A 13464-nucleotide genomic window follows, 5' to 3' on the forward strand; every position below is an offset into this window, starting at 1 on the left:
TATATCTAGAACACTTTTTTCTACGTACTATTAATCGTTTCAACTGGAATAAACAAAATATATGGTACATATGTTTAAGCTGTGGTCAATTGTTGAAAGGGATGAAGAGTATGACTCAGCTGAACTTTGAAGAAAATTTATTAACTAAAGTAGCTTGGTACTATTATAAAGACCAATTAACACAACAGGAGATCGCGTCACTTCTTCATATTTCAAGAAATAAAGTCGTCCGGTTATTAGATAAAGCGCGGAGTGAAGGTATCGTTACATTTCACGTAAAAGGGACTGGTTTGCACTGTTTAAGTATTGAGCGTGACCTAATGAAAAAATTCCACTTAAAAGATGCTTTTATTATCCCTACCCCAGTAAACAATTATCACGCTTCTCTCGGAAAAGCTGCTGCACAATATTTAGAAACTCATCTCCAGCAAGGCGATTTACTCGGTATTGGCTGGGGAGAAACAATTAGCAAAATGCTAGAAAACATTCATTTTGAAAGTTCTATCAACCTTTCAATCGTAACGCTCACAGGCGGGGTAAATCACTATTTCCCGAGAAAACAAAACTATTTACACTACATGCAAGGCGAGCTTCACATTATCCCTACGCCGTTTCTAGCGTCTACAACCGAAATGGCACAAAGTATTCTATCAGAACCGAGTGTAAAAGATATGCTTCAAGTCGCTTCACTTGCTCATACGGCTGTTGTCGGTATTGGGGGATTATCTCAAGACGCTACGATTGTAAAAGAAGAAAAATTAACACTACGTGAGATGACATATATTCGTAGTCAAAACGGTGCTGGCGATATTTTAGGACAGTTTTATAATACAAATGGCGATTTATTAGAGCTCTCGCATCACAATCGTCTAATTGGCACGCCCCTCTCTATTTTGCGCAATATGAAGCATGTCGTCGGTGTTGCTGGAGGTACTGAAAAGATAGATGCAATTTATGGTGCCTTAAAAGGAAAGTTTATTCATTCATTAATTACCGATGAGGAAACTGCCCTCTCCTTATTACGAAAGGATGGTGATTGTTAATGTCCCATTTATTAGCTTTCGATGCTGGTACAGGGAGCATTCGAGCAGTTCTTTTTGATTTACATGGTAATCAAATTGCAGTAAGTCAAAAAGAATGGATTCACAAATCTGACCTTCGTTATCCAGGCTCTATGAACTTTGATGTAGTAGAAAATTGGAAGCTAGTACAAGAATGTACGAAAGAGGTGCTTCAAAAAAGCAACACTCCTGCCTCTTCTATTCTTGCTATTAGCGCTACAAGTATGCGAGAAGGATTTGTTTTATATGATCAAGATGGGCAAGAAATATGGGCGTGTGCAAATGTTGATGGGCGCGCATCCGTCGAAGTTAGTGAATTAAAAGAAATTCGGTCACATCTTGAAAAAGATTTATATACAAAGTCTGGTCAAACTTTTTCATTAGGTGCTTTACCACGCCTACTCTGGATAAAAAAACATGAACCCGACGTCTATAATAATATTCACTCTTTTACAATGTTAAACGATTGGATTTTATATAAACTAAGCAGCGTACTACAAATTGATCCCTCAAACGGATGCACGTCAGGTATTTTTGACTTACAAAATAGAGTGTGGGATAACGATGTCGCTAAGGAGTGCGGTCTATCTTTGCCATTTTCACCAACAGTAAATGAAGCTGGTACAGTAATTGGCAACGTTACAAAAGAGTGTGCAGCATTAACTGGATTACGTGAAGGGATTCCTGTCGTCGCCGGGGGTGGAGATGCTCAAATGGCATCGCTCGGAACAGGAATCGTGAAACCGAATCAAACGTTAATATGCGGGGGTAGCTTTTGGCAACAAGAAGTGAATGTTACTGAGCCAATAACAGATCCACATGCTGCGATTCGAGTAAATTGTCACGTTGTTCCGAACCTATGGCAATATGAAACAATCGCCTTTTTCCCAGGTCTCGTTATGCGCTGGTTTCGAGACGCTTTTTGCCAAGAAGAAAAGAAACTTGCTGATAAACTCGGTGTAGATGCTTATGAATTACTAGAAGAACAAGCGAAAGACGTACCTGTCGGTTCACATGGCATTATCCCTACTTTTTCAAACGTTATGAACTACATTTCTTGGCGTCATGCCGCACCTTCTTTTTTAAATTTAAGTTTAGACGCTGACAAATGCGGAAAAAAAGAACTGTTTCGTGCTATTGAAGAAAATGCAGCCTTCATTACACTTGGAAACTTAAAATTAATAAAAAATCTAACTGGCACATTCCCTTCTGAAGTTATTTTTGCTGGCGGTGCCGCTAAAGGAAAACTATGGCCACAAATTCTATCAGACGTACTCGGTATTCCTGTAAAAGTACCTGTTGTGAAAGAAGCAGCTGCTTTAGGAACTGCGATTGCTGCTGGAGTTGGTGCTGGCATATATTCATCTATGGAAGAAACTGCCGAAGAGTTTGTACAGTGGGAGCAAACATTCAAACCAGTTACTGAAAATCACGAACTATATAAAGAGTTCTATGAAACATGGAAAACTGTATATGACAGTCAGCTCGCTTTAGCTGATAAAGGGCTCACCTCACATATGTGGATTGCGCCTGGTGCACTGTAACACATTACATAAAGGAGTGAACTGTATGTTAAAAGCGAATGAAAATGACTTCTCCTATCGCTTCGGTGATAACGGGCCGAAATATTTAATACAAGGTCCAAATATTGATCTTGGCCTTGTTGTCATTCAACCGGGCCAGGAGTTTCAAAACCATTATCATACGACGTGCGAAGAGGTCTTTTATGCATTAGAAGGTGAAATAGATTTCTATGTGAATAATGAAAGAGTTCCAATTAAACAAGGTGATGTCCTGCAAGTTCGTCCTCATGAATCTCACTATCTTATTAACCATTCTGACAAACCTTTTAAAGCTGTTTTTATTAAGTCACCACATTTACCAAATAAAGATACTGTACAAACGGAAAATCCAACATTAACGAAGGAGTGATTTGGAATGACTTGGGGATTTAAAAATCGATTAAATACAATTTTACCTGATGGTAGAGCGGTTATGTTAGCAATAGATCACGGTTATTTCTTAGGACCAATTCACGGACTAGAACAACCACTTGAAACAGTAAAAAACTTACTTCCTTATACAGACTCCCTCTTTTTAACGCGCGGTGTACTTAGCTCCTGTATTCCTGAAAACTGCAGCACACCGATGGTTATGCGTGTATCTGGCGGCGCTACTGTCGTCGGTAAAGATTTAGCGAATGAAACAATTGTTACACCTGTAAAAGAAGCAGTGAAGCAAAACGCAATTGGCGTTGGCGTTTCTGTTTTTGTCGGATCAGACTATGAAACACAAACTGTTTCGAATCTCGCAAATGTAGTCTCTGAAGCTCACGATTACGGCCTACCTGTACTCGGCATTACCGCAGTCGCAAAAGAATTACAAAAACGTGAAGCTCGCTTTCTAGCACTTGCTTCCCGCGTATGTGTTGAAATGGGTGCTGATATTATTAAAACGTATTACTGCGAAGGATTCGAAAAAATAACGAGCACATGCCCTGCCCCAGTCGTCATCGCGGGCGGCCCAAAACTAGATTCAATTGAAGACGCATTAAACATTACGTACAATGCATTGCAAGAAGGAGCAATTGGAGTAGACATGGGCCGAAACATATGGCAATCCGAGCACCCAGCTGCGATGATCCAAGCAATACATGGCATTGTGAAAAATGGATTGAATGTGAAAGAGGCACTTGAACTTTATGATGATGTGAAGAATTAATGTGAAAAGACAGACTATTTATTAGTCTGTCTTTTTTACTTTACAGTGAAACTTTCTTAATCCGTCTTCTAATATGATACATACTTAAATTTTATACACCTTCAAATGATTACTCTTGTTGATCGCTATTAAGCTTTGAAACTTTCTTACCTTCTCTATAATCAAGACAAGACACTTCAATTAATAAGCCATTAAATACTGTAAAATAAAAACCATAACTACTACCTCGCATCGAATAAGGTTCCTTATCTATTTCAATGCCGCCTGCTACTAAACGATTATACGCTTGATCAACTTCATTTGAAGTATCCACTAAAAAACCAATATGAAAAGCTTCTGGATACATCACTTCCTTATTCCCCTTAAATGCTTTGGGGTCGCTTAGCACCAGTATAAATCCACTCTCATCACTCATTACTAATAATGCCTTTCCCTTTTGCTCTAAAAATTGAAAATCAAAAAATGTTTCAAAGAAATGTCTCGCTTCTGATAAATCATCAACACATAAATTCAAATGATTTAACTTCATTCACTTCATCTCCTTTTAAGCAGAGGGTATGTAGACTCATTTTCATAACACTTAAATATGCAAGGTAAGATATTCAAGCGTTCCGTCTAAGACTATGCTTTATAAGTCTAATACTTTTCTCCATAGCCTAGAACGTTTTTTAAATGAATGAAAGATTTCCTATCATTCCCATCCCCCCAGTCATAAAAAAGAGGATACATGATTGCTTCTACAACATGTATCCTCTACTTATATATTACGACTGTTGATAAGCCGATTTCGATGATTTCACATAATAAACCGCATGATCCACATTAATAATATGATCTGGCTTTGGTTTACCACGTCCCGCTCTATGTCCAGCTAAGTGTTCTTCACTTGTTTCCCAGTTTTTCCATGCTTCTTCAGATTCCCAGCGAATCATAACGACTACTTCTTCGTCGCCGCGTCTTACTTTTTTCACAAGAACACTTAAGTCAATAAAGCCTTCAAATTTTTCAATAATACCTTCTCCAGTAAAACGTTCTACAACTATATTTGATGTACCTTCTTTTACTGTAAATGTTTTCGTTTCGATAAACATATATCCCACTCCTTCATTGTAATACGAATACTACTATTATAGTTGATTATGATAATTATTTTCAATTATAAAGTTTAAATTTTTCGAATTATGCTGTTTTCTCTTCTATCGCCTCATCTAAAAATTTGAAATATGGGAGTAAGATTCCGACTAAAGAAGTGACACATATAATTGAACCGATAATAAAGTATAGTGCTCTTACTCCCCACATTTCACTCAATATGCCCCCTACTAACACACCTAACGGCATAGCGGATCGTATGAAAAATAATCGCACTGAAAATACTTGTCCTATCATATTATTCGGCACGGTTTGTTGGCATATTGTCGTGTTATGAACATTGAAAAATGCAATACAAATCCCTGCTATTACTTCAATTATTATTGCAATGATAATACTATGATTGAATCCTAATGAAATGTATGTGAGTCCCCCTATAAACAATCCTCCAAGCATAAGTATACGCCGACTTTTATATGTTACTTTTCCGACTAATACTGAGCCAATTACGTAGCCAAGTGGAAAACCTGCCATGAAATAACCGTACTCTGCATATCCCGCTGACAGCTCGTCTTTTATATAAGGAAGATTTGTGACCATCGTTACCCCTACTCCAAACTGCACGAAAGTAAGAAATATACCGAGCCAAACGATGATTGGTTTTGTAAAAAAATATGTAAAACCGTGAAGAAACTGTCCAAGCCACGTTTTCCGAATTGGTTGCGACGTTCTATTTTCTTTTATATAAAGTAAGAAAGTGCCACTAACAAATAAACAAATGCATACGAAAGATAATGTAAGTTCTGTTCCAATGAAATGAATGACTACTCCACCTAATACTGGCGCAAGAAACATCATAAGGCGAGTCATTCCATCAATGTACGCATTCGCATCTTGAAGTTGTTCTTTCCTTACAATGCTCGGTGTAATGGCTTGACTTGCAGGTGTATAAAGTGGTGTAATAAGTCCCACTACAATTTGAACAACATAAATGTGCCAAACTTCTATACTACCCGAAACTAACATCACCAAAGGTAATAAGAATACGGACGCTCGTATCCATTGTGAAAAAATCATAATCCACTTCCGGCTCCATTTATCAATAAACGGACTGCTGATTAATTGCAGTATGAGTGATGGGATGAAATATAATAACCACATACTACTTAAAGCCATTTCTGATCCCGTTAACTCATATACTAGAATTGAATTACATAACGTTCCGAAAGCCCCTCCTAATTCTGAGATTGCACTACCAATCCACATAAAAAAAAACGAACGATTTTTCAATACATTTTTCAATTTCATACACCAACTTTTCTTTTATATTCCTCCCTTTATGTACATTCTCGTTGTTAATTATCTATTCAAAAACATATCTAATTCTTTCGCTAAAGACTGTACTGCTTTCTTTCTTAATACATATTTTCCATCGTGTATATCCACTAACTTCGCTGCACGTAACAATTTCAAATGGTGGTGTACAGTCGATTTACCAAGTTGCAATCTTTCTGTAATTTCCTGCAATGTTCGTTCTTTTTCGAACAACATTTTTACAATGCGTAACCTCGCTTCATCTCCAAGAGCTTTATGTTTTTGAACTAAAAAATAATTCGGTTCATATGGATCTTCAGGATGGATACTTTCGTTTGCAACTGGATAATGAAATACTTTCGTATCATCAATATCTGCTTCAATATTCCACGGTCTGTACGTCATTTGCGGAATAAGAAGTACGTGATGAACACTTGGCTCTGGCATATAGTTCACTCCGCCAGTCGCCCACTCGACAAACTCTTCCGGCTTCATCTTTTTATTCATTTCATTTTTTGCTTCATAATCTCGTTTTAATATAGAAAGTATTTCTTCTTCCTCACTCTTAATTACACTCTCATACCACCCTGTCATTACAGCGATTAAATGAGATTTCAGCACTTGTACATCTACATCACATATAAAGCGAATGTACGTAGAGAAAAACTGATGATCATGTGTTAATTCCTTTAGCTCATGTATTGCAGTTCCATCTCTACTTGCGGCTAAACGTCTTTTTTTCTCATATTTCTCCCCTAAAAACGGTAAACATGTATACTTCAAATCTTCTTCTGAAAGTGAATCGATTTTAGCATGAAACTGCGATACATCCTGCATGTCTTCTTCATACAACACCTGAAGTAATGCTTTCCACGTATTATGTTCTTCGACAAATTGTAAGTGCTCTCTCATTTCTTCTGTTAATGATTTCTTAATTTCTTCCCATTCATTTTGACTCTTTTCAAGAGTATCAATTAACCGCTTATGAGTAATTGCTGCAATGCCAAGCGCACATTCGAAAAGTATCGAATATTTCACTTGAACGTTATAAGTTTCCCTCTTTCTACTCGTTATGTGATAGACCTCCATTTTTATCCCCTCCTTGTTTGCTATATATTTAATTCTATTTTTATCGAATTTAACCTTCTATATTTTTAGAATTATTTTGCGACTTCAAAAAAACTCTAATCAATGAGCAAATAGAGAAAGGTTTATACTCTTTTTCATTCTGACTTAATTAAAGCCTTGATTATTAAGTATCATATTAAAAAGAAGTTTTTTAATGGCTCTGTTATAAGTTGTCTTTCACCCTCTTGTGCAACTATAGAAAAGGTTTATTGAAGAGAAAAGAGAATTGGTTTTATTAAGAAAAATGAACAGGAGGCTATACGAATGGGAAGAAAAGAAATGTTGCAAAATGGAGTCCAACAAGTTTTTTACGAAGAAGAATGGTACCCACCAATATCAGAAGCGTTAAAGAATCTTACGGTTGAACAAGCATGTTGGCAACCAGAAGGTGCTGCGAGTAATACGATTTGGGAAAATGTGAACCATTTATTAATCTTTAAAGAACGCCTACTTTCCCGCTTACATGAAGACGACACATTTGTTGCTCCACAAAATAATGATGAGACATTTATCCAAGGTGGACCTAATGATGATGCCGCTTGGCAGCAAACCGTAAAGCGAACGCTTCAAGTACATGATGCCTTACAATCTTCATTAACCGCCCTTCAAGAAGCAGAACTAGATCAACTAAGTCCTTCTCTACCAGTTTGGCAACAATATATGAATATCCTTTTGCATGATGCTTATCATACAGGACAAATTATACAGCTTCGGAAACTTCAAGGTTCATGGCCAACTCATCGTTCTTATTTATAAGCGATGCTTACATTTGCTTACGTTTAACATGAAACAAAACAATTGAAAATAGCTACTTGTTTTGTAATTACTACGATTGCTCAAAATAAAGCAAATTAAAATACATTGATTCCTAACATAACTTACATGCTTCATAACTTCTAATCATAATCCAAATTTGGAAGAATAGATGCTTTTTTATATACAAATAATAACTCTCAAGGAGTTGTTGACATGTATTTCATATTGAATATGTTAGGGATTTTCGTTGTCATATTAATCATTTTCTTATGTTCGCCTAATAAAAAACATATAAAATGGAGACCAATTGTAATTCTCATCCTATTGGAGCTTTTTATTACGTGGTTTATGTTAGGCACAAAGCTCGGCAGTATTATCATTAATAAAATTGCGTCATTTTTCAGTTGGCTACTAGCATGTGCGAATGAAGGTATTCGATTTGCATTTCCTTCAGCTATGGAAAGTCAGCACATTGATTTCTTCTTTAGTGCGTTACTTCCTATCATTTTTGTTATTACTTTTTTCGATATTCTTTCTTATTTCGGAATCTTAACTTGGATTATTGATAAAGTAGGTGCAGTTATTTCAAAGATTTCTCGTTTACCAAAGTTAGAAAGTTTCTTTTCGATTCAAATGATGTTTTTAGGAAACACCGAAGCACTTGCGGTTGTTCGGGATCAATTATCTGTTTTAAAAGAAAATCGATTATTAACTTTTGGAATTATGAGTATGAGTAGCGTTAGCGGATCCATTCTTGGTGCTTATTTATCAATGGTTCCAGCAACATATATTTTCAGCGCAATCCCATTAAACTGTATTAACGCATTAATTTTAGCCAATGTATTAAATCCTGTGGAAGTTTCGAAAGAAGAAGACGTTGTTTACACACCTTCAAAACATGAAAAAAAGGATTTCTTTTCTACTATTTCAAACAGTATGTTAGTTGGGATGAATATGGTTATCGTTATTTTAGCTATGGTAATTGGTTATGTAGCTTTAACAGCATGTTTAAATGGGATTTTAGGATTTTTTGTAACGGGGTTAACAATTCAAAAAATCTTCTCCATTATCTTTAGTCCTTTTGCATTTTTACTCGGTTTATCAGGCAGTGATGCTATGTATGTAGCTGAATTAATGGGGATCAAAATAACGACGAATGAATTTGTTGCAATGATGGATTTAAAATCAAACTTAAAGTCGCTACAACCGCATACGGTTGCGGTTGCAACGACATTTCTAGCTTCTTTTGCTAACTTTAGTACAGTAGGTATGATTTACGGAACTTACAATTCATTATTTGGCGGAGAAAAATCATCAGTCATCGGTAAAAATGTTTGGAAGCTTCTTGTTAGCGGGATGGCTGTTTCTTTATTAAGTGCTATGCTCGTTGGGCTATTTGTATGGTAATTAATTTTTATAATAAAAGACACCCAAGCCAATTGAGTGTCTTTTATTATTATTTTCGAATTTGCCCATTTCCACGAATCACATATTTTGTAGAAGTTAATGCTGGAAGCCCCATTGGTCCTCTTACGTGTAACTTTTGTGTACTGATACCAATTTCCGCTCCGAATCCAAATTCGGATCCATCTGTAAAACGAGTCGATGCATTATGATAAAGTGCCGCGGCATCTACAGAAGTAAAAAACTTGCTGACGTTTTCCTCGTTTTCAGTAATAATTGCTTCAGAATGCATAGATCCATACGTATTTATATGATGAATCGCATCTTCAACAGTGGAAACCACTTTCACTGCTAGTGTGAGAGATAAAAACTCAGTTTCCCAGTCTTCTTCTGTCGCAAGTAAGATAGAAGAATCAATCGCCACTGCTTTATTATCACCACGTAGCTCCACTCCTCTTTCCTTCAAGGAAGAAAACAACTCGCTACCATATTGCTCTGCCCAATTCTCATGAAGTACAATCGTCTCAATTGCATTACATACAGATGGACGCTGTGTTTTTGCATTTATAATAATATTAAACGCCATTTGTTTATCTGCTGTTTCATCAATGAATATATGACAATTTCCCGCACCTGTTTCAAGTACTGGAACAGACGCTTCTCTCACAACAGTATCGATTAATTGTTTGCCACCTCTTGGAATAAGAACGTCTAGATAATCCTTCATTGTAAACAACTGCTTCGCGCTATTTCGCGTTGTATCTTCTATAAGCTGTACGCTTTCTTGAGGTAAGCTTGTTAGTTTGAGCGCTCTGTGAATAACGGCAACGATGGCCTTATTAGAATGAATAGCAGAAGAACTACCACGTAATATGACTGCGTTTCCTGTCTTCAAACAAATTGTAGCTGCATCCACTGTTACATTCGGTCTTGCCTCATAAATCATGCCTATAACACCAAGTGGTACGCGCATCTCCTGAATAGATAGTCCATTTGGCCTTTCCCATGCACTTACACATTCTCCTACAGGATCACGTAATTCAATTAGCTGCTTAATCCCCTCTGTCATATCAATAATACGATTTTCAGTTAGCAGAAGACGATCAAGGAGTGAATCAGAAAATCCTTTTGCCTTACCTTCTTCAATATCCCTCTTGTTTTCTTCTAAAATATAAGCTGTTTCTAATATTAACTGATCAGCTATTGCGGAAAGTGCTTCGTTTTTTTGCTCTGTAGATTTAAGCACAAGCTCTCTAGCAACCTCTTTTGCTTTTATCCCCTTTGCCAACACTTCATTCATTTTTATTTCCTCCTTTTTAAAGTGAAACCCAATGATCCCTATGGATGACTTCATAACTATGTCTCTCGCCTCTTACTTGAATATCTTGGCTTTGCATACCTTTTACATCTCTTAGTTCCTCTGCACTATATGTGCATTGTCCTTTTCCTATTACGCGCCCTTGTTGCGTTACAACCTCTACAACTTCACCCACTTGGAAAAATCCTGATACATTCGTAACACCAGCTGGAAGTAAACTCTTACCATGCTGAATGATGGCAGTAGCTGCCCCAGCATCTACTTCAATTTGTCCGCTAACAAGCGAATGTAAGGCAATCCATTGCTTGTTCATCTTCATTTCTTTTTGAGGAGCATTACCAACATACGTTCCATCACCCTTACCCTTCAAAACATCTACAAACTTTTCCTGTCCACGTCCTGTTCCGATAAATACACTCACACCAAGAGAGAGCGCTGTCTTTGCAGCATCGATTTTTGATTTCATACCGCCAGTCCCAAGTTTTGAGCCAGCATCTCCTGCAAGAGAAGAAATTTCTTCCGTAACTTCAGGAAGAAAATAATATTTTTTTGCATCCGCATTTTTCTGAGGATTTTTGTCATATAACCCGTTCACATCCGTAAAGATCATAAGCATATCCGCCGAAACAAGCCCGCTTACTAAAGCTGACAGCATATCATTATCACCGAACGTCAGCTCCTCTAAGGAGATGGAATCATTTTCATTAATAATTGGAAGAGCGGAGCGGTTTAATAATTCTCCTAACGTAGCGTAAGCATTACTATATTGTTCTTTTCTAGAAAAATCACTTCTCGTCAGCAAAAGTTGCGCAGTAACGATGCCATATTTACGGAATTCCTCGGTGTACGCCTGCATTAACAAACTTTGTCCGACAGCTGCTGCAGCCTGTTTCCCTTTAATCGTTACAGGTCTGCTAGGATATCCTAGCGCTGAAAAACCTGCAGCGACGGCTCCAGATGTAATTAACACAACCTCGTGCCCATCTTCTTTCAACCGAGCCAATGCGGCAACGTGATCTGAAAGCTGTTCTGTAGAGATGCCTCCGTGACTATCTGCCAAGGAACTACTCCCAATCTTTACAACAACTCGTTGTTTTTTCACTTTTTTATCCCCCAAGTCTAAAATCAAAGTTTTTTATAAATTACACTTCATTCACTTTGTAACTATATCTATTCTCATCAATGCTGCAATGAAGTATTTAAGAGCAAAATAAAAATGACCGCTTCGCCCTTAATAAAATAAAAAGGACGAAACGGTCATTGTTCCGCGGTACCACCTTAATTGATATACATAGATATCCACTTGGTGCCTATAACGCAGGCGAACGCCTAAACTTTCATTTAAGACTCAGGGATAGGTTCGATATATTCTATACGAGGAATCTTTCAGCCGGTGAATTCCACTCTCTTTCGCAAGAAGACATATGTACTAGTTCCCTTCAACGATTTTCAATCTAATTTTTTTATATTATGCGATATAGTTCGATTCGGTGTCAAGAGGTATTTTTAAAAATAAATAGAGCCGCAAGTTATTTGTATGAAATTATCGCCCTACTGAATGAAAATACAAAATGATATAAGTTTAACTCATATTCATAAACATAAAACCTTACATTATAGTGTATATATTTACATAATGTCGAATATAATTAATTTTTATCTTTTAGTGTTGCAAAAAGGAATATATTCTCTTAGAATGTTTCTTTATATTGCACAGGGATGTTATTCTTATTCTAAGAAAATAATATCAAACCGATATAATTGATTATAAAAGGAGCAAAATTGAGTTATTATGGATAAACAAATTGGATTCATCGGTTGCGGAAATATGGGAATGGCTATGATTGGCGGAATGATAAACAAAAATATAGTGTCTTCAAATCAAATTATTTGTTCAGATTTAAACACTGCTAATTTAAAAAATGCTAGTGAAAAATATGGGCTAACTACAACTACCGACAACAATGAAGTAGCTAAAAATGCTGATATTTTAATTTTATCAATCAAACCAGACCTATACGCGTCAATAATTAATGAAATAAAAGAAGTAATCAAAAACGATGCTATCATCGTTACGATCGCTGCTGGGAAAAGTATTGAAAGTACTGAAAATACCTTTAATAAAAAAGTAAAGGTTGTAAGGGTAATGCCTAATACTCCTGCTCTTGTTGGAGAAGGAATGTCTGCATTATGCCCGAATGAAATGGTGACAGAAAAAGATTTAGAAGATGTACTAAACATTTTCAATAGTTTTGGTCAAACAGAGATCGTAAGTGAAAAATTAATGGATGTTGTCACATCCGTAAGTGGTTCTTCACCAGCTTATGTATATATGATTATAGAAGCGATGGCAGATGCTGCTGTACTAGATGGTATGCCAAGAAATCAAGCATATAAATTCGCTGCTCAAGCTGTGTTAGGCTCTGCAAAAATGGTACTAGAAACAGGAATACATCCAGGTGAATTGAAAGATATGGTTTGTTCTCCTGGCGGAACGACAATAGAAGCTGTAGCAACATTAGAGGAAAAAGGACTGAGAACAGCGATTATTTCAGCTATGCAGCGTTGTACGCAAAAGTCTGTTGAACTATCTGGTCAAACTAAAAAGTAAAACTGTAAAAGAGATCGCGTTAGCTATGAATTCATATGAATTTAATTAGAAATTCACTA

Annotated in this window: 13 protein-coding genes and 1 other annotated feature; of the genes, 7 read left to right on the forward strand and 6 right to left on the reverse strand. The window is 36.6% G+C overall.

All coding sequences use genetic code 11. From position 1 onward, the window contains the following. Nucleotides 1-110 precede the first annotated feature (110 nt). Genes DN399_RS14545 through lsrF form a run of 4 tightly spaced genes read left to right on the forward strand, consistent with a single transcriptional unit; the run spans nt 111 to nt 3782 of the window. A complete protein-coding gene (locus DN399_RS14545) occupies nt 111-1043 on the forward strand; it encodes a sugar-binding transcriptional regulator (protein ID WP_006924517.1) in 933 nt (310 codons plus the stop codon). After that, the gene (gene lsrK, locus DN399_RS14550) at nt 1043-2605 is read left to right on the forward strand and encodes an autoinducer-2 kinase (RefSeq protein WP_149149722.1); all 1563 of its coding nucleotides are present in this window, start codon (nt 1043-1045) and stop codon (nt 2603-2605) included. Before DN399_RS14545 ends, lsrK begins: the two co-directional genes overlap by 1 nt. Before the next feature lie 25 nt (nt 2606-2630). Then, nucleotides 2631-2993 (forward strand): cupin domain-containing protein, encoded by a 363-nt coding sequence (locus DN399_RS14555; RefSeq protein ID WP_000909986.1) that lies wholly within the window; start codon nt 2631-2633, stop codon nt 2991-2993. Between the two features lie 6 nt (nt 2994-2999). Continuing rightward, the gene (lsrF, locus tag DN399_RS14560) at nt 3000-3782 is read left to right on the forward strand and encodes a 3-hydroxy-5-phosphonooxypentane-2,4-dione thiolase (RefSeq protein WP_000219772.1); all 783 of its coding nucleotides are present in this window, start codon (nt 3000-3002) and stop codon (nt 3780-3782) included. 109 nt (nt 3783-3891) lie between these two features. Here lsrF and DN399_RS14565 read toward each other — a convergent pair whose 3' ends face one another. The 4 genes from DN399_RS14565 to DN399_RS14580 all read right to left on the reverse strand — a co-directional run bounded on the left by DN399_RS14565 (nt 3892) and on the right by DN399_RS14580 (nt 7277). Beyond that, nucleotides 3892-4311, reverse strand: a complete 420-nt coding sequence (locus DN399_RS14565; protein WP_000773073.1) for a VOC family protein — start codon at nt 4309-4311, stop codon at nt 3892-3894. A gap of 235 nt (nt 4312-4546) precedes the next feature. Then, the gene (gene hmoA, locus DN399_RS14570; protein ID WP_000469498.1) at nt 4547-4873 is read right to left on the reverse strand and encodes a heme-degrading monooxygenase HmoA; all 327 of its coding nucleotides are present in this window, start codon (nt 4871-4873) and stop codon (nt 4547-4549) included. An 88-nt stretch (nt 4874-4961) separates the two neighbouring features. Beyond that, complete coding sequence (locus DN399_RS14575) at nt 4962-6182, reverse strand: MFS transporter (RefSeq protein WP_139849567.1); 1221 nt, start codon at nt 6180-6182, stop codon at nt 4962-4964. Between the two features lie 51 nt (nt 6183-6233). Beyond that, nucleotides 6234-7277: an ArsR/SmtB family transcription factor gene (locus tag DN399_RS14580; protein WP_086388267.1), complete on the reverse strand. Its 1044-nt coding sequence runs from the start codon at nt 7275-7277 to the stop codon at nt 6234-6236. 303 nt (nt 7278-7580) lie between these two features. On the opposite strand from DN399_RS14580, the gene DN399_RS14585 reads away from it, so the two are divergent. Together DN399_RS14585 and DN399_RS14590 are read left to right on the forward strand one after the other, a co-directional pair. Next, complete coding sequence (locus DN399_RS14585) at nt 7581-8072, forward strand: DinB family protein (protein ID WP_000532733.1); 492 nt, start codon at nt 7581-7583, stop codon at nt 8070-8072. A 213-nt stretch (nt 8073-8285) separates the two neighbouring features. Next, the gene (locus tag DN399_RS14590; RefSeq protein ID WP_000273596.1) at nt 8286-9479 is read left to right on the forward strand and encodes a NupC/NupG family nucleoside CNT transporter; all 1194 of its coding nucleotides are present in this window, start codon (nt 8286-8288) and stop codon (nt 9477-9479) included. A 49-nt stretch (nt 9480-9528) separates the two neighbouring features. Here the strand turns inward: DN399_RS14590 and DN399_RS14595 are convergent, their stop codons facing one another. Further along, complete coding sequence (locus DN399_RS14595; RefSeq protein ID WP_001006608.1) at nt 9529-10776, reverse strand: glutamate-5-semialdehyde dehydrogenase; 1248 nt, start codon at nt 10774-10776, stop codon at nt 9529-9531. A 16-nt stretch (nt 10777-10792) separates the two neighbouring features. Beyond that, nucleotides 10793-11896: a glutamate 5-kinase gene (gene proB / locus DN399_RS14600; RefSeq protein ID WP_006924529.1), complete on the reverse strand. Its 1104-nt coding sequence runs from the start codon at nt 11894-11896 to the stop codon at nt 10793-10795. Nucleotides 11897-12035: 139 nt separating this feature from the next. After that, nucleotides 12036-12246, reverse strand: a binding site (T-box leader). A 340-nt stretch (nt 12247-12586) separates the two neighbouring features. On the opposite strand from proB, the gene proC reads away from it, so the two are divergent. Further along, nucleotides 12587-13405, forward strand: coding sequence for a pyrroline-5-carboxylate reductase (gene proC / locus DN399_RS14605; RefSeq protein WP_000360726.1), 819 nt, complete (start codon nt 12587-12589; stop codon nt 13403-13405). Nucleotides 13406-13464: the final 59 nt, after the last annotated feature.

Source organism: Bacillus sp. AR4-2 (assembly GCF_008274865.1).
In the GTDB taxonomy this organism is placed as follows: domain Bacteria; phylum Bacillota; class Bacilli; order Bacillales; family Bacillaceae_G; genus Bacillus_A; species Bacillus_A cereus.